A 17,141-nucleotide genomic window follows, 5' to 3' on the forward strand; every position below is an offset into this window, starting at 1 on the left:
TCCAAATTAATTCTTAATATCTAAGCAAACATGTCTTACTCTATTACCTCAATCCCGATATGCGAATAAGAGGCAAAGTCGAATAAACCCCTATCTGTCAGCTTGAGCGCAGGAATGACCGGCAGGGCCAGGAAGGATAAGGTCAGGAAAGGATTGAAGTGATCCGGTGCACCGATCTCACGAAGGGCGGCGTAAAGCTGCTTCATCTCGGTGTAGACCTGTTCATACCCCTGCTCGGATAGGAGTCCTGCTACCGGAAGCGGCAGGGAGGCGAGAATTTTGTCGCCGGATACTACAGTCAGTCCGCCGTTCATGGCTTCGATGTGACGGATGGCGGTGAGCAGCTCCAGATCGGAGACACCGGCGGCGATGATGTTATGCGAATCATGAGCTACGCTTGCGGCGATGGCTCCTTTGGAGAACTGAAAGCCTTTTACGATACCCAGACCGATATTCCCGGTACGGTTGTGCCTTTCCACGACAGCTAATTTGAGCTGATCCTGCTGAACGGAAGGGGCGAAGCAGCCATTCTTCACCTGAACCTGCTCCTTGAGGTGGCGGGTTACGATGGAGTTCGGAATAATCCCGATAACATTGCAGTTGCCAGACTCTATAGGGATTGCCAGATCACCGGTCTCCACATTGGCCAGGCGGCAGCTCTCGGCAATTGAACTTTGAACCTCAGCCGCTGTATTTTCTGCGAAAGCTCCTGTAACAAGCCTTCCATTGTCAACAACACATTCGCCTTGTTTAAAGACCTGAGAGATGGAGAGTGAATTCAGATCGTCCAGCAGCACCAGATCCGCCCGATATCCTGGTCCAATGGCTCCCCTGTCTTGGAGCCCGAAGCATTCCGCTGTGTTCAGCGTTGCCATCTGGATGGCTGTGATGGGATCAAGGCCTTTGCTGATGGCGAGCCGGATGTTGTGGTCCACGCTGCCTTCTTCCAGCAGATCATCGATTAATTTATCGTCGGTAACGAAAAGGCAGCGTCTGGCATTCTTTACAGTGACGGCGGGCAGAAGGGCTTCCAGATCTTTGGCGGCGGTTCCTTCACGGATCATTAGATACAGGCCCAGGTCAAGGCGCTGTTTGGCCTCTTCGGCATGGACACATTCATGATCTGTCCGGATGCCCGCCGAACGGAAGATGTTAAGGTCCTCCCGGGCAATCCCGGCAGCATGCCCGTCGATCCGTTTCCCTTGGTCAAGTGCACCGGCCAGTTTATCCAGCATCCCGGTGTCAGGCCCAGCCAGGGCGGGGAAATCCATCACTTCTGCGAGTCCCAGCACCATGGGGTCGGCATACAGAGGGCTCAGGTCAGCGGCCTCCAGCTGGGCTGCACAGCTCTCGAACTTCGTTGCCGGCACACAAGAGGGAAGCATGACGTAAATATCCACCGGCAGGTCTCTGGAGCGCTCCAGCATGTATTTAATACCTTCTACCCCGGCCACGCTGCCGATTTCGTGCGGATCGGTGACTACTGCTGTCACTCCATGCTGCAACACCACTTTGGCAAATTCCTGGGGAGTTAGCATAGAGCTCTCAATGTGTACATGCCCGTCGATCAGGCCGGGAATAACCCATTTTCCGGAGGCGTCTGCCGTCCGTTTGCCTTCATAGGAGCCGATTCCCGCAATATATCCATCCACAATGGCAATATCGCCCTCCATAAGCTCACCGGTGAATACATTGACTATGGTTCCGCCTTTGACTACAAGATCCGCCGGGATTTGTTTGCCTGCCACCTGAATGCGTCTTGTGAGCAGGGACTTTGTGCTGTTGTTCATAGGTTTCACTTCCTTTTCTATTTTTAAGGTATGCCAAAAATCCTGATCGCAAAAAAATGCACACCGGCATTCTTTTGTAATCAGGATTTTACGGTTCCTGGTAGAGACCCTCGGCCCTTATCGCCGAAGTTATACAAAAATGTTATGTCTATAGTATGCGAGGAAGCCATGAATTTCAAGATCACACCACATGTCATATAGAACCGTGCCTGGTTAGGCACATAAATCCGCCCCCGCCCATATCCTGTAGGCATAAGGTTTTGGTAAAGGGGAGCGAATGGATGCTGAGGATCAAATTGAATGAGCTGGGAAAAGGCTGGGACAACGGCCTCGTCCAGACTGAAGTATGGCGGTGGGACGGAATCGGCTGGAACGAGTGCATTCCCCAGCAGGAAGAGGATTTTATCCGGGCAGATGACGAGCAGTTCGTCACGATCCCCGCAGTAGAGGGATTGTACCGGGTGGACTATTTTCCTAAACCTGCCGAACCGCAGTTTGTTCTCCCTGAAGTTGAGGAGAGCGCGCTGAGGGCTGATCTGCTGCACCCTGCGCCTTTCAAGCTGAAAGAGGGCACGCTGTGGGGATATATTAACAATGAAGGCCGGACTGCCATCGAGCCCAGATACGAGTATGCCGAGGATTTTCAGCCGAATGGTCTGGCTATAGTGCAGCGTAAAGACAAAAGCGGGCTGATTGACAGCACCGGCAAGGAGAAAGTAAAGCCCGTCTATTCCTTTATTGCCCCCTTTTCCGAGGGCCGGGCTGTAGTCTCCGATGCGAAAGGATATACCCTGATTGATGAAAAAGGCAAAGAGGTCACTACTGCCCGGGCAGACTATTTGAATTCGCTGCATGAAGGACGGGCGCTTTTTTCCAGACAGAGCACCACAGGCTCTTCCCGCTATGGTTACTGGGATGCACAGGGCAAAGAAGTACTGCCTCCCGTATATGAGGATGCTGGTGATTTTATGGGTGGAGAGGCACTCGTCAAAATCAAAGATGGAGAATACGCACTGATCGATCCCCAGGGAGCGGTATTGCATTCTTATCACTATCCGTTTGTGGGGTATCCGGGGGACGGTCTGCTGGCGTTTCAGGCAGAAGAAAACGGCAAATACGGCTATCTCCGCATGGATGGAACTATAGCCATACAGCCGCAATTTACTGCTGCACTGCCTTTTTCCGGGGGTAGAGCGGTCATCAATACAGCACCTGATTACGGCAATGCCTACGGGCTGATTGATACGAAGGGACAACAGATCATCCCGGCCACCTATTACGAAGTGCAGCAGCTTGGCGAGGATCGCGTTGCACTCGGAACCCCCCTGGATGCTGCCCGGCCTTACATCGGGTCTCGTTATGTCATCGCAGATGCAGTAACTGGAAGGATTCTCAGTAATCACCCCCTGCTCGGGGTGAACAATTACCAGAACGGCCTTGCGTCCGTATATGATGCCAAGGAGACCTATTTTATCGATAAAAGCGGCCAAAAGTCCGCTCAGCCCCCTGTTATTCCTGGTGCTGGTACTCTGTCTTTCAGCGGCAGTCTGATCCGGGCGGATGTAGATCTGCGCACGTCTTATTATGACCGCAGGGGCAAACAGGTATGGAGGCAAAACAGTGTGATTCCGCTCCGGCCGCCATATTCCGTACTGGAAAAAAAATATAAGCCGAATAAAGACTATCTGGTCTATTATCCGGTGGTGGAAGGCATTGCCATTACGGATGTGTCCAGAGTAGTGAACGACAAGCTGCGCAGTCTTTCTCTGGCTGAGGGTGCAGGGACAGGCGGTGCGGCTCAGGATTTCAGCTATACCGGTGATTTTAACGTATCCTTCTTCCGTAAAAATCTCCTGGTCCTGGAGCTGAACGGGTATCGCTTCCCATTCGGAGCGGCACACGGCATGCCAACAAAAATCTATACGCATATCAATCTGCGGAACGGTAAATTTTACAGGCTGGGTGATTTGTTCAAGCCGGGCAGCAAATATGTGCAGAAGCTCAGTGATATTGTCGGCAAACAGATTGCAAATGATCCCCAATATTCCTATGTATTTCCCAATACCTATAAGGGCATTACCGCAGACCAGCCGTTTTATGTGGATGAAGAGGCACTATATCTGTATTTTGCCCCTTATGAGATTGCGCCGTATGCTGCCGGATTTCCTACATTCCGTATTCCTTATGCGGAGATTATGGGACTCATCTCAACCGAGGGGGAGTTCTGGCAGTCTTTTCACTAAGGTGAGTTCTGCCCTGTTCCAGTATATAATGTAAGAAAATTTAATTTAATATATACGGCTGCCGTTCCAGAAGGAGCGGTGTTGCCGTTTTTTTTCGGGGAACACAAGCCTTAGGCAGTCTGCCGCTAGACGGGACAAGCGTCTGTACTCTACTAATCTCCAGAATTTAGAAGCGCACGGCAAATAGATTTATGCTACAATGACTAAGGAACAAATTACAACTTTGTAATATTTGATTCAGCAACTCTTGGCAGCAGACAACATTACAACAAGAATAAGGAGATGGCAGAATGAAAAGCAAGTCTTTAAGAGCAGTGATTGGAGGAAGTGTAGCGGCTGTTATGGCGCTTAGCCTCTCTCTTCCATTACAAGCAAATGCAGCATCGGAAACTCAGACAGTGACCATAAAGACCACTAGCTTTGCACAATTTATGGAATATCTGAAACAATACAGCACAAACGGCTTTTCGTTGGACGGTTCCACGGTAACCTTTACGAATCCTCAGCCTGTTGTTACAAAGCCGGCAGCAGCTGCTCCAACAGCTACAGCGAAGCCTGCCGCTACACCAGCGCCTGCGGTTCGGCCTGTAACACCAGTGGCAACACCAGCACCTGTAGCCAAACCCGTAGCAACAGCCGCACCTGCTGTGGCGAATACAACCGGAACTGCCGCGTTTACCCAGCAGATCGTAACATTGGTCAATAAGGAACGCGCTGCAGCTGGACTTTCGCCTGTAGCCGCACTAGCCAGCCTTAACAAAGTAGCGGCAGCCAAGGCAACAGATATGCGTTCGAACAATTACTTTTCCCACACGTCTCCAACGTACGGATCACCTTTTGACATGATGTCTTCATTCGGTGTGACTTACCAGTATGCAGGTGAAAACATCGCCATGGGACAGAAAACACCTCAGGAAGTCATGACCGCTTGGATGAACAGCACCGGGCACCGGGCTAACATTCTTAGTGCGAATTTCAATTATATCGGTGTCGGTTTTGACAATAACTACTGGGTACAAGAGTTCATCGGCAAGTAAGCTTCAATTATTGCAAAGCGCAACGGTTCCTGGTTCTATCCCAGGAGAAACCGCAGCAATCTCAGCAGATAACCGTTCTCCGGCACAGCCGGGGAGCGGTTTTTTATCTTTCTCGCTGAAACGGGTCCTGTCCATAAAAGGACGGAATAGCTGTTACTACTTGCAATCAGTATTTGCAAATTGAACATAGAAGAATTATGTTTATCTACATAGTTAAGAAGTTTGTAAAAGATGGAACAATACAGAATAGAACGGCACACGGAGGGATAGCTTTGAACGATTCCAAATGGACCTGGCGTGCAGTCAGCTTGATTTCCATAGCGGCTACAATCATTTTACTCGTCGGGTTTGTGTATGCGGTAAAAGATGTGCTGTACCCAAAAGGAGAAGCGACACTAACCATTCTCCCGGAGCAGACCGCTGCTCCAGTCTCCGCTACCGGAGAAGCGATCAGAATAGTGGCATTAGGCGATTCCCTGGCCAAAGGAACAGGCGATAATGAAGGCAGCGGGTACGTGAAGCGCACGTTAGACGGCTTGACAGCAAAAGGAAGCAAGACGAGTCTGATCGGCAATATGGGGATCAACGGTCTGACAACAGCAGGACTGCAGAGCAAGCTGCAGCAGGAAGGTGTGAAATATGCGCTTCGCCAGTCTAACGTGATACTTGTGTCCATAGGCGGGAATGACCTTTTCAGAGGGTCTGACCTTTTGGGAAGCGGCAGTGAAGGCCAGCAAATTGCGACACCGGATACGGAAAGTCCGGAAGTTGGAAGCATGGAGGACGGTACTCGTGAAAGTACAGGTGCTGGTATCGCAGAAGGGACTGAAGAAATAACTCCTGAATCCCTGCTGTCAGCATTGCCTGAAGCGGCTAAACGGCTTAATACCATTCTCGAACGTATTTCAGAGATTAATCCTGAGGCGCAGATCTATTATCTGGGGCTCTATAATCCATTTGGAGACGTTCCTGAGCTGCTCGTGCCCGGTAATCAAGCGGTAACAGCCTGGAATAACGCGGCGATGGATATTATTAATAAGCATAGCAACATGACGCTTGTTCCAACCTTTGATTTGTTCAACCGGCATCTGGGCAAGTATCTGTCGAGCGATCATTTTCACCCGAATGGCGACGGTTACCAGCGGATAAGTGAGCGGGTCATGCAGGCATTGCAATAAGAAAGGGGCTGCAAGGATGATGACGACAAACTCAGGAGACGGCTCCGGTACGGTAGTGCTGTCAGTCGACGGTGTCCGCAAAAAGATAGGTCGCAAATGGATTATTGATGATGTTACCTTTGATGTGCGTGAAGGTGAAATATTTGGTTTTCTCGGTCCGAATGGGGCTGGCAAAACGACGACTATCCGCATGCTGGTAGATTTGATCCGCCCCAGCGAAGGGAAAATCACCGTATGCGGCTACAACGTGAACCGCGAGCCCGAAAAAGCACTGCAATATGTCGGTTCCATTGTAGAGAATCCGGAGGTCTACACCTATCTGACCGGATGGGAAAACCTGCAGCATTTTGCCCGGATGCAGCCGGGTGTGGGTAAGGACCGTATCGCCGAGGTAGTCGATATTGTCCGGCTGGACCAGAGGATACACGACAAGGTAAGCACGTATTCACTCGGCATGCGCCAGCGGCTGGGTATTGCCCAGGCGCTTCTTGGACGCCCCCGGCTTCTGATTCTGGACGAACCCACGAACGGGCTGGATCCCAAAGGAATCAAGGAACTGCGTGAGTTCATCCGGCGGCTGGCCGATGAAGGTCTTGCCGTATTTGTCTCCAGCCACCTGCTGAGCGAAATTCAGCTGCTGTGCGACCGGGTTGCGATTATCAGCAAAGGGCGGGTGCTCGCCGTGGGCGGAGTCGATGATCTGGTTGCCCAGAGCTCGCCATATGTGCTATGGGAACTGGATCCGCTAAGCCGAGCCAAGAAGCTCCTTGGCGGCCGCCCGGATATTTCAATACTGGAGCTGGATGAAGTGACTCTGGATGATTCCGTTATTGCCGGAATGGGGGCGAATTCCCTGATCACTGTGATGGAAGAGGATTTGATTCCGGAGATTGTAGCCGTACTCGTTACAGATGAGGTGGAAGTACGGGCCGTGCATAAAATCAACCCTACACTGGAACAGCTATTCTTGAAGCTAACGGAAGGTGAAACTATTGACTAACCTGATGCCGCTCATCCGCAATGAGTGCCTGAAGATTATTAAAAAGAAGCGTTTCTACATTATTCTGCTCATTCTGCTTGTCCTTGTGCCTATGTTTACCTACGCGCAGATGCGGATTGCCGAGCGCAGCCGGGATAAGTTTAACTCGGACTGGAGGCTGGAGATTCAGCAGCAAATCACAGATAATCAGAATTCACTCGGCAGTGATCGGATACCCGAGGAGTGGAAGTCTTACCGGAAAATATTTGTCCAGCAGCTGCAATATTATCTGGATCACGATGTGAATCCGAATGAGCCTAGCGGAGTTACCTTCACCCGTGAGTTTCTGGACAATTCGGTATCCTTGTTTATTCCGCTGCTGATTATGGCTGTAGCCTCCGATTTGGTCTCTGGAGAGCGGACCACCGGAACCATCAAAATGCTGCTGACCCGGCCGGTGAAGCGCTGGAAGGTGCTATTCAGCAAAATGGCGGCGCTGCTGATGTTTGTCTCGCTGATTGTGCTCTCGACTTTTCTGATCAGCTATCTCGTTTCGGGCCTTGCTTTTGGCTATAAGGGATTTAATGTCCCTGTTTTTACGGGGTTTCAGCTGAATGGAGATACAGTGGATATGTCTACCGTGCATGCAGTGCCGCAATGGAAATATTTGCTGATGCAGGGCGGGCTGATCTGGTTCGTGAGTGTAGTTGTTGCGCTCCTGGCTTTCATGGTATCGGTACTCGTGCGAAGCACAGCCGCGAGTATTGTAGTGATGATGGCGGCACTGATTGCCGGCACCATATTGACAAATATGGCTTCAGCGTGGACTACGGCCAAATATTTATTTATGGTCAACCTGGGCTTGACCGGCTATTTGTCCGGATCGCCCGCCCCTATTGAGGGGATGACACTGTCCTTTTCGATGGGGGTGCTGGCCGTTTGGGGAGTTCTTTCGGTGATCATTTCATTCGCCGTCTTTACGAAACGGGATATTTTGAATTAGAATGTACAAAGTGAACCAAAACGTTTGTTTGCATTTCGCAGATAGAGAAAGAAGGAGGAGCATGAATGCTCGAACAGATCGATATGTTTGCAAAAGTCTCCAAGAACGGCGATACCGCCCGGACTGGATACGATGCTGACGACATTCAGGTGCTCGAAGGTCTGGTTGCAGTACGCAAACGGCCCGGCATGTATATCGGCAGTACGAGTTCCTCGGGACTACACCATCTGGTATGGGAAATCGTTGATAACGCCGTAGATGAGCATTTGGCCAAATTTTGCTCGAAAATTGATATTACACTCCGCAAGGACGGCTCGGTGACCGTAATCGACAATGGACGCGGAATTCCGACCGGCATGCACAAGACAGGAGTGCCCACACCGCAGGTGGTATTCACTATTCTGCACGCGGGGGGCAAATTCGGAGGCTCAGGCTACAAGAAATCCGGCGGTCTGCACGGCGTGGGAGCTTCAGTAACCAATGCCTTGTCCGAGTGGCTGGAAGTAGAAATATACCGGGATGGCAAAATTCACCGGCAGCGCTTTGAATATTGGGTGGACAAAAAAGGCAAGGAACATGTCGGTGAGCCAGTGACCGGACTTGAGGTTTTGGGGAATACAAATAAGACCGGATCGAAGATCACCTTCAAGCCGGATATTCGTGTCTTTCCAAACGGTATAGCCCTGAACTATGATACGCTGGCAGAACGGGTGCAGGAGATCGCTTTTCTGAACTCCGGGCTGCGCATTAATCTGACGGATGAACGCAGCGGACGGCAGGATGAATATTTTTATGAAGGCGGGGCCAGCCAGTTCGTACAATTCCTCAACGAGGGCAAGGACGTACTGCATGATGTGATCCATTTCAGCTCGGAAAAGGACGAAATTGAGGTTGAAGTGGCACTACAGTACAATGCCGGGTATACGGAAACTATTGCTTCTTTCGTGAACTCGATTCCTACCCGCAGCGGCGGCACGCATGAGACAGGCTTCAAGACCGCCTATACCCGGGTTCTGAATGATTATGCCCGCCGGACTCAGCTGCTTAAGGAAAAGGACAAGAACCTCGAGGGTAATGATCTGCGCGAAGGCATGATGGCAGTTATCAGTGTCAAGATGTCCGAGGTGGAGTTCGTCGGCCAGACGAAGGACCAGCTCGGAAGCGCGTCTGCCCGCAGTGCTGTAGATTATATTGTATCTGAGAATATGGCACGTTTTTTGGAAGAAAATCCGCAGGTGGCACAGAGCCTCCTGAAGAAGTCGATTCAGGCCTCCAGGGCGCGCGAAGCTGCGCGCAAGGCACGCGATGAAATTCGCAGCGGCAAGAAACGCAGTGAAAGCTCGAACCTTGGCGGCAAGCTGTCGCCTGCACAGTCCAAAGATGTGACACGTACTGAACTGTTCATCGTCGAAGGTGATTCTGCCGGTGGTTCGGCCAAGCAAGGACGGGATTCCAAGATTCAGGCGATCCTGCCACTGAAGGGCAAACCGATGAACTCGGAGAAGGCCAAGCTGCTGGATGTGCTCAAGAACGACGAATTCAAGGCCATCATTTCCACCATCGGTGCGGGAATCGGACCGGAATTTGCCGTAGAAGACAGCAATTATTCCAAGATTATTATCATGACCGATGCCGATACCGACGGTGCACATATACAGGTGCTGCTGCTGACCTTCTTCTACCGGTATATGAAGCCGCTCATTGATGCCGGCAAAGTTTTTATCGCCCAGCCGCCGCTGTACAAGCTGACGCGCAAATCGGGCAAACTTGAGACCGTGCGCTATGCTTGGAGCGACGAGGAGCTGGCGAATTACCTGAAGGAATTCGGTAAGAATTTCGAGCTGCAGCGCTACAAAGGACTTGGCGAAATGAACCCTGATCAGCTGTGGGAGACCACGATGAATCCGGAGTCACGCAATTTGCTCCAGGTGCAGATCGAGGACGCTGCTAAGGCGGAGCGCCGTGTATCCACGCTGATGGGTGACAAGGTCGACCCGCGCAAGCGCTGGATTGTGGAGAACGTCGATTTTACTGAGATTGAGGAATAGCAAGAGCGGCAGGATATCTAAGAGGTGCTGCGATTTGCGCGGGATTGGTTATGTATAGCGGTAGGTGACGATTACTTCCGCTGTTTTTATTTTTTGGTGATCCTTTTATGCGAAGCAAAAGGGAACATTCTCTGGTTTTGTCAATGCCAGGTTCTACAGAGTAAAGCGAAGCTTATTGGGTGGAAAGTAACGGAGGGGAAGTTTGGAACTGGAGGAGCGCTAGCGTCCGCCTTTATGTTTGGATTTCTACCGCTTAAAGCGGTTAAAAATCAGGAAATCCAAACCTAACAGCGGCCGTAAGTCCAAACATTCTCCGTAGTTACGCCGGACACCAATCAGCCCAGGTTTACCTTTGAACATTTCAGGCAACAAATCCTGAAGAATTTCCAGCAGCGTAGCAGACAGGTATCACCAATAATTAAAACACGGACAGATTGAGGAACAGAAGGTGAGCGAATGAGCAGTTTATCAGAACAGTTTTTACCGGCTTTTCTGGAAGAGGTCGTCGGTGACCGATTTGGCCGGTATTCCAAATATATTATTCAGGACCGGGCGATTCCGGATGTTCGCGACGGGCTGAAGCCTGTACAGCGCCGGATTCTGTATGCCATGTATGATTCCGGTAATACCCCGGACAAGCCGTACCGCAAGTCTGCTAAGACGGTTGGGGACGTTATGGGGAATTATCATCCGCATGGTGACTCTTCCATCTACGAAGGTATGGTGCGGATGGCTCAGCCCTGGAAGATGGGCCACGTGCTTATAGACGGCCACGGGAACTGGGGCTCGATGGACGATGATCCGGCAGCAGCGATGCGTTATACAGAAGCGCGGCTATCGCCAATCGCGATGGAGATGATGCGCGATATCGAGAAGCGTACAGTGCTGTTCAAGGATAACTTTGACAACACGGCCAAAGAGCCGGTGGTGGTTCCATCCCGTTATCCGAATCTGCTGGTTAATGGGACCAGCGGCATTTCGGCCGGCTTTGCGACGGAAATTCCTCCGCATAATCTGCGCGAGGTGATTGACGCGTGCATCGCAGTCATGCAGAAGCCGGATATTGAACTGGAGGATATCATGACCTTTATCAAAGGCCCTGATTTTCCGACAGGCGGCACGATTATGGGCGGTGACGGCATCATGGATGCTTACCGCACTGGCAAAGGGCGCATTTACTTACGCTCCAAGACGGAGATTGAGACACTTCGGGGCGGGAAGCAGCAGATTGTGATTACCGAGGTACCGTTCCAGATCGTCAAATCCCGGCTGGTCACTTCAATGGAGAATATCCGGCTGGAGAAAAAGATCGAAGGCATCGCCGAAGTCCGTGATGAGAGCGGACGTGATGGCCTGCGGATCGTAGTCGAGCTCAAGAAGGAGGCGGATGCCCAGGGTATCCTTGCCTATCTGCTCAAAAAAACAGACCTTCAGGTCACTTATAATTTTAACATGGTGGCTATTGTCAACAAGTCTCCACAGCAGCTTGGTCTAAAAGCCATCCTGGAGGCTTATATTGCCCACCAGCGCGAGGTGGTTACCCATCGCACGCGGTTCGATCTGGAAAAAGCAGAGGACCGTGCCCATGTGCTGGAAGGGCTAGTTAAAGCGCTGAACATTCTGGATGAGGTCATCGCCGCCATCAAAGCGTCGAAGAACCGCCAGGATGCCCAGAACAATCTGGTCTGGATGTTCGGTTTCAGTGAAAGACAGGCAGACTCCATTCTCACCTTGCAACTGTACAGATTAACCAATCTGGAGATTCATTCACTCCAGAAGGAGCTGGACGAGATGCACGCGCGCATCGCTGTTCTTCAGGGTATTCTGGACAGTGATAAGAAATTGATCGCTGTCATCCGGAAAGAGCTTATCGAAATCCGCGACAAATACGGTATAGACCGCCGCTCCCTCATTCAGGGTGAAGTCGAGGAGCTTAAGGTCAGCCTTGAAGTGCTCGTGAACGCCGAGGATGTCCTTGTAGCTCTTTCGGCTGACGGGTACATCAAGCGTACCGGTATGCCATCCTTCACACGTTCGGGCGGTGAACGACATGCTTCGGGCGTGAAGGAAGGCGACCATATCATCAAGCTGATGGACCTCAATACCCGGGACAGCCTGCTTGTGTTCACCCGTAAAGGGCAATATTTCCTGTTGCCGGTGCATCAGATACCGGAGTTTAAGTGGAAGGATCCCGGAACAGCGATTGTGAACGTGATAGCTCTTGCCAAAGGCGATGGAATTGTCAGCATTCTTCCAGTCGGCAATATGGAGGATACCCAGGCCAGCCTGGTCTTCATCACCCGTAAGGGGCAGGTGAAGCGTACCGAGCTCAAGGAATACTCCACGAGCCGTTCAGGGGCCGTTGCAGCATGCAAAGTGGCTGATGGGGATGAGATCATCACAGTGGCGCTAAGCAGCGGTGACAAGGAGATCGTGCTGGTGACCCGGGAGGGCATGAGCATCCGCTTCCGTGAGAGTGAAGTGAACCCTATGGGCCGTGTCGCCAGTGGGGTAAGAGGAATTCAATTACGTGAAGGAGACGAAGTGGTCTCTTGCTTCTGGGTCAGTGAAGATGAAGGCGAAATCCTGTCGATAACCGAAATTGGCTATGCCAAACGTACCCTGCTGCTGGATTACCCATCGCAGAGCCGTGGCGGAAAAGGGATGCCAACCTTTGAATTCAAAGAGGGCAAGCGAGTCCGTCCGAACGGCAGCAGAATCTCAGGTGCCTTCTATTGCCGCGAACCGCTTGAACTGGTGGCAATAACCCGCGATGGATCGACGTATACCTTCTCCTCTGAATCGGCTCCGCTCAGCGAACGGCGTTCGATAGGCAAGCAGCTGGTAGCGATTGAGAAAAAGGACGAGATTGTCAGCCTTTTTCCGGCAATTAAATAACTATATACTTCATGATGACTGCAAGTTATGAAGAAATAAACGGTGTCCCGAATCTCCTTGTGGAGTAAAGGGGCACCGTTTTATGATAGATAGGTCATACCCTGATCCTAGTTCAAAGGATGCATTTCTGTATGGCTTTGGGCTATTTATTTTTCCCTTTTGCAGGAAATGGAATTTTTCTCGCGAAAATGTAGATATGGCGAACCGAAAAGATACCATTCTTATTGATCAAGTTGAAACGGCTTCACCGTCCTTTTAAGGGCGGTATCCGTTTCAGCGAGAAATATAAGGATCATTTATTGTGTGAAACATATAAATTCTTATATTTCAAGAAAGGAAGGAATACGTGTGCACTCCACTGAATTCAGTAAGATCTGGCATAAAATATTAAAGGATTATAAGTTACATATGGACAGCAAGCTTGCCCCTACACTTACAGACGCCCAACTCACTGTACTGGAATTACTGCAGGAACGTGACGCGATGAAGCCTTCTGATCTGGCTCCGCATCTGGCTACCAGCCCGGCAGCGGTAACGATGCTGCTGGACCGGATGGAGAAGCATGCTCTGATAGTCCGGGAGCGTGACGCTGCTGACCGGCGGATTGTATGGGTAAGCATTACGGAGACGGGGAAGAAAGAGACCGAACGCGGACTTCAGATTCGCAGTGATTTTTTTGCTGAGGCGCTGGACCCCATCTCCTCCCATAATCAGCAGCTCCTCCTGTATCTGATGGGGAAGATGGTGGTGGCACCAACACCAACACCAATACCGGCCCCGGCACCAGCTACAGCTCCAGAAGGCTCAACGCCCTGACGCCGGCAGCGGGTCGAGAAGAAGGTTAATATATTCCCTTGAATTAGACCAGTCAGGGTTTTAGAAAATCGAAAGCTCTTTTTCTAAGATGTTGCTGCCCCATGTAACTTCTCCTGACCGCTACGGACCGTGCAGCCTTAATTCTCGCTGTAGTGTAGCTAGACTAACGGACCGTAGCGCGCTTAATGCCCCTCCATCAAGCCTATTTCAGGTGATTGTCCGTACATAACTGCAGTGGAGTCCGTTAGCTTGGCAAAACCATGACCTCCACATGAAATAAGAGCTGCCCAGTCCGTTGCAAGGCAATTGGAACTTTCCCAATACCTTTTACATGATAAGAAAGGGCAATCAGCGGTGTAATGCCTATATGCACATACAAAAAGCAGGCCTCCGTTACCGGATGGCCTGCTTTTGAGTATGCTGTGTCCACAAGCTCCAGGGATGAGTCTGCGGCGGCAGTGAGATTAATTCAACTTCTTCCTTGGTGACGGGATGCGGGAAGCCGACAAGTGTGGACCACAGAGCAATCTGCTGGCCGGGCTTGTTTACAGCGGCCCCGTATTTCTGATCACCGTACAGGGGACAGCAAATGCCGCTGAGTTGTACACGGATCTGATGGGAACGTCCGGTGAGCAGGTCGATCTTCAGCAGACTGTAGCCTTCGTTACTTCCAAGCACCGTATAATCCAGAATGGCTTCCTTGCCGCCGGGTGTACCCTGTCGGACAATCGTCACTGTATTGGTCTTGGCATCCTTGAGCAGTGTATGGACCAGGCGGCCTTGCGCAGCCGGAGGTTTGCCGTGAACCACGGTCAGATAGACTTTATGGAAGCTGTGGGAGCGGACGCTCTCGGACAGCCGTGAAGCGGCTTTGGAGGTCTTGGCGAAGATCATGGCTCCTCCAACCGGACGGTCCAGCCGGTGAACCAGGCCCATATATACATTGCCCGGTTTATTGAAGCGCTCCTTCACATCCTCCTTGAGCAGGCTGAGCAGATCAGGATCACCTGTTGCATCTTCCTGTACCGGTATATTGACGGGCTTGACGATGCCAAGCAGATGATTGTCTTCAAACAGGATCTCAAACCGTGAGTTCCCGCTGCTGGATTCCCCGATTGAACCGGGTGTCATTCCTGACATGGCTTACGCCTCCCAGCGGCCCAGAATACCGCAAGGCAGGTTCATTCCGGAGGCAGTGATCGGCAGGCCAATTTCACCGGAGGTCAGCTTGCCGCCGTAGCGTTTGCCCATCGTCATCGAGAGCATGTTGCGCAGAACGGTTGGTGAAATACCGGTCGTGTAGGAGTTGATCAGCATGAACAGCGGTCTGTCGCTCATAATCTCCATGCAGCTCTCCAGGAACGGATACAGGCTCGTCTCCAATTTCCACATTTCACCGCCGGGGCCTCTGCCATAGGAAGGAGGGTCCATGATGATCGCATCGTATTTGCTGCCGCGGCGCTGCTCGCGCTGAACGAATTTGAAGACATCGTCGGTGATGAACCGGACCGGACGTTCTGCCAGGCCGGACAGCTGCACATTTTCCTTTGCCCATTGGACCATGCCTTTGGCAGCATCCACGTGAACGACAGAAGCTCCTGCGCTGGCGGCAGCAACAGTAGCCCCGCCGGTGTAGGCAAAGAGATTGAGCACTGAAATCGGACGGCCCGCTTCAGCGATCTTGTCCATCATCCAGCGCCAGTTGGCCGCCTGCTCGGGGAATAGTCCGGTATGCTTGAAGTTGGTGGGACGCAGGTGGAACTTCAGCTTCCCGTAGCTGATTTTCCAATCGTCAGGAATAGTCTTCTTCATTTCCCATTGCCCGCCTCCAGCGGAGCTGCGGTGATAATGCCCATGCACATCGCGCCATTTCGCTGTTTCATTCGCAAGCGGCCAGATGATTTGCGGGTCCGGACGGCGCAGGATGATATCTCCCCAACGCTCCAGCTTTTCTCCGCCGCCAGTGTCGATTACTTCGTAGTCCTTCCAATCACTTGCTATATACATGATTAATCCATCCTTCAAAAAGTCATTTAGCCTTTATTGTACAACATTTTGCCTTGCAGCTACAATCAAAATGGTTGCAGAGCTTCGACTCTTCTCATTTTGCACCAATACTTCTTTGTGTATAATATTTCCAAATATGCTGAGAAATATGAACGGCTGTAATTCTGGCGCTTCTGGCAGTGATTGTGTATGATCAAAAGAATAACATGAATGGAGGCGGAATCGGATGTTCGACCTTTCGCAGCTGTATTATCCGATTACGGCAAAACCCGCCGGAGCCGGTGAGGTACTGCCCTGCAAAGCATTGCGGCCATATATCCGCTGCTTCTGGGGAACTGCAGCCCTGCCAGAGACGAGTGGACTCGTACCGAAGACCGCCCTAAATGGCGAGCCAATTTCTTTATCTCCAGAGCCGGAAGTGATTATACCGGATACGTGCATGGATATTATTTGGGAATGGGATGAGCGTTCGGGGGAATCCGAAGGGTTTTTTTGCGGGATCAATGATACGCCGTTTGAAGTGGGACAAGCTACGGAGTCAACCGGCAGAGTGTATTTCGCCATCCGTTTTCATTTCTGGGCCGTGCATTTGTTCGCGGATGAGCACCTCAGGGATGTTCTTAATGTTCATGTTCCGGTGGAGCAATATTTTTCCTCTTTTAGCAGAGAACTGGGTTACAGGCTGGGCGCTCCCCTTACATACGCAGAACGTATCGCTGTGGTGGAAGAGTATCTGCTTAAGCGTCTGGAACGGACTGTGCATAGCCGGGATAGTCTGCTGAACGCCGTCTACAGTATTCTTAAGCAGAGAGGTGTCGTTGATGCCAGAGCGCTTGAGAGCACTGCAGGGGTAAGCAGCCGTCAACTGGAGAGGCTTTTCCGTGAGTACATTGGCCTCTCTCCGAAAAAGACAGCAGATCTGGTCCGCTTTCAAAATGTATGGCTTGATTTATATCGTTCACCTCCGCCAGCAAGGGCGATGCAGGATATGGTATACGATTACCGCTACAGCCACCAGTCGCATATGATCAACAGCTTCAAGAAATTTGCCGGCAGAACACCGCTGGAGGCTTTGGCTTATGCGCGGAGGTAGATGTCGTTTTTTTGCAATACAAAAATGGCAGCAGCGGGTACACTGTTGT

The 17,141-nt window shown here is 51.3% G+C and carries 12 protein-coding genes and 1 riboswitch; of the genes, 9 read left to right on the top strand and 3 right to left on the bottom strand.

Going from position 1 to position 17,141, the window contains the following annotated elements; translation table 11 throughout:
- Positions 1 to 35: 35 nt before the first annotated feature.
- Positions 36 to 1,790 (bottom strand): adenine deaminase, encoded by a 1,755-nt coding sequence (gene ade, locus ACTJKB_RS10405; protein ID WP_440833730.1) that lies wholly within the window; start codon positions 1,788 to 1,790, stop codon positions 36 to 38.
- Between the two features lie 57 nt (positions 1,791 to 1,847).
- Positions 1,848 to 1,947, bottom strand: a riboswitch (purine riboswitch).
- Positions 1,948 to 2,071: 124 nt separating this feature from the next.
- Between ade and ACTJKB_RS10410 the strand changes: the two genes are divergently transcribed.
- The 8 genes from ACTJKB_RS10410 to ACTJKB_RS10445 all read left to right on the top strand — a co-directional run bounded on the left by ACTJKB_RS10410 (position 2,072) and on the right by ACTJKB_RS10445 (position 13,992).
- Entirely contained in the window at positions 2,072 to 4,033 is a 1,962-nt protein-coding gene (locus ACTJKB_RS10410) for a WG repeat-containing protein (RefSeq protein WP_440833731.1), read from the top strand.
- A 290-nt stretch (positions 4,034 to 4,323) separates the two neighbouring features.
- Entirely contained in the window at positions 4,324 to 5,070 is a 747-nt protein-coding gene (locus tag ACTJKB_RS10415) for a CAP domain-containing protein (RefSeq protein ID WP_440833733.1), read from the top strand.
- A gap of 272 nt (positions 5,071 to 5,342) precedes the next feature.
- Positions 5,343 to 6,248, top strand: coding sequence for a GDSL-type esterase/lipase family protein (locus ACTJKB_RS10420; RefSeq protein WP_440833734.1), 906 nt, complete (start codon positions 5,343 to 5,345; stop codon positions 6,246 to 6,248).
- 16 nt (positions 6,249 to 6,264) lie between these two features.
- Complete coding sequence (locus ACTJKB_RS10425) at positions 6,265 to 7,248, top strand: ABC transporter ATP-binding protein (RefSeq protein WP_440833735.1); 984 nt, start codon at positions 6,265 to 6,267, stop codon at positions 7,246 to 7,248.
- Complete coding sequence (locus ACTJKB_RS10430) at positions 7,241 to 8,230, top strand: ABC transporter permease (protein WP_440833737.1); 990 nt, start codon at positions 7,241 to 7,243, stop codon at positions 8,228 to 8,230. Before ACTJKB_RS10425 ends, ACTJKB_RS10430 begins: the two co-directional genes overlap by 8 nt.
- A 65-nt stretch (positions 8,231 to 8,295) precedes the next feature.
- Positions 8,296 to 10,278 carry a DNA topoisomerase IV subunit B gene (parE, locus tag ACTJKB_RS10435; protein WP_440833738.1) on the top strand — a complete coding sequence of 661 codons (1,983 nt, stop codon included), beginning with the start codon at positions 8,296 to 8,298 and terminating at the stop codon, positions 10,276 to 10,278.
- 456 nt (positions 10,279 to 10,734) lie between these two features.
- Positions 10,735 to 13,176, top strand: coding sequence for a DNA gyrase subunit A (gyrA, locus tag ACTJKB_RS10440; RefSeq protein WP_440833740.1), 2,442 nt, complete (start codon positions 10,735 to 10,737; stop codon positions 13,174 to 13,176).
- A 348-nt stretch (positions 13,177 to 13,524) separates the two neighbouring features.
- On the top strand, positions 13,525 to 13,992 hold the full coding sequence (locus ACTJKB_RS10445) for a MarR family winged helix-turn-helix transcriptional regulator (RefSeq protein ID WP_440833741.1): 468 nt from the start codon (positions 13,525 to 13,527) through the stop codon (positions 13,990 to 13,992).
- 393 nt (positions 13,993 to 14,385) lie between these two features.
- Here ACTJKB_RS10445 and ACTJKB_RS10450 read toward each other — a convergent pair whose 3' ends face one another.
- Complete coding sequence (locus ACTJKB_RS10450; protein ID WP_440833893.1) at positions 14,386 to 15,123, bottom strand: RluA family pseudouridine synthase; 738 nt, start codon at positions 15,121 to 15,123, stop codon at positions 14,386 to 14,388.
- Positions 15,124 to 15,135: 12 nt separating this feature from the next.
- Positions 15,136 to 15,999 carry a class I SAM-dependent methyltransferase gene (locus tag ACTJKB_RS10455; RefSeq protein WP_440833742.1) on the bottom strand — a complete coding sequence of 288 codons (864 nt, stop codon included), beginning with the start codon at positions 15,997 to 15,999 and terminating at the stop codon, positions 15,136 to 15,138.
- A 226-nt stretch (positions 16,000 to 16,225) separates the two neighbouring features.
- Between ACTJKB_RS10455 and ACTJKB_RS10460 the strand changes: the two genes are divergently transcribed.
- On the top strand, positions 16,226 to 17,092 hold the full coding sequence (locus ACTJKB_RS10460) for a helix-turn-helix domain-containing protein (protein ID WP_440833744.1): 867 nt from the start codon (positions 16,226 to 16,228) through the stop codon (positions 17,090 to 17,092).
- The last annotated feature ends 49 nt before the right edge of the window (positions 17,093 to 17,141 follow it).

This window comes from Paenibacillus sp. 22594 (assembly GCF_052044425.1).
Lineage (GTDB): Bacteria > Bacillota > Bacilli > Paenibacillales > Paenibacillaceae > Paenibacillus_AQ.

Bases quoted from the DNA above. Each gene is read 5' to 3' on its own strand.
- ade (WP_440833730.1), bottom strand. From the start codon at position 1,790: ATGAACAACAGCACAAAGTCCCTGCTCACAAGACGCATTCAGGTGGCA.
- ACTJKB_RS10410 (WP_440833731.1), top strand. From the start codon at position 2,072: ATGCTGAGGATCAAATTGAATGAGCTGGGAAAAGGCTGGGACAACGGC.
- ACTJKB_RS10415 (WP_440833733.1), top strand. From the start codon at position 4,324: ATGAAAAGCAAGTCTTTAAGAGCAGTGATTGGAGGAAGTGTAGCGGCT.
- ACTJKB_RS10425 (WP_440833735.1), top strand. From the start codon at position 6,265: ATGATGACGACAAACTCAGGAGACGGCTCCGGTACGGTAGTGCTGTCA.
- parE (WP_440833738.1), top strand. From the start codon at position 8,296: ATGCTCGAACAGATCGATATGTTTGCAAAAGTCTCCAAGAACGGCGAT.
- gyrA (WP_440833740.1), top strand. From the start codon at position 10,735: ATGAGCAGTTTATCAGAACAGTTTTTACCGGCTTTTCTGGAAGAGGTC.
- ACTJKB_RS10450 (WP_440833893.1), bottom strand. From the start codon at position 15,123: ATGACACCCGGTTCAATCGGGGAATCCAGCAGCGGGAACTCACGGTTT.
- ACTJKB_RS10455 (WP_440833742.1), bottom strand. From the start codon at position 15,999: ATGTATATAGCAAGTGATTGGAAGGACTACGAAGTAATCGACACTGGC.
- ACTJKB_RS10460 (WP_440833744.1), top strand. From the start codon at position 16,226: ATGTTCGACCTTTCGCAGCTGTATTATCCGATTACGGCAAAACCCGCC.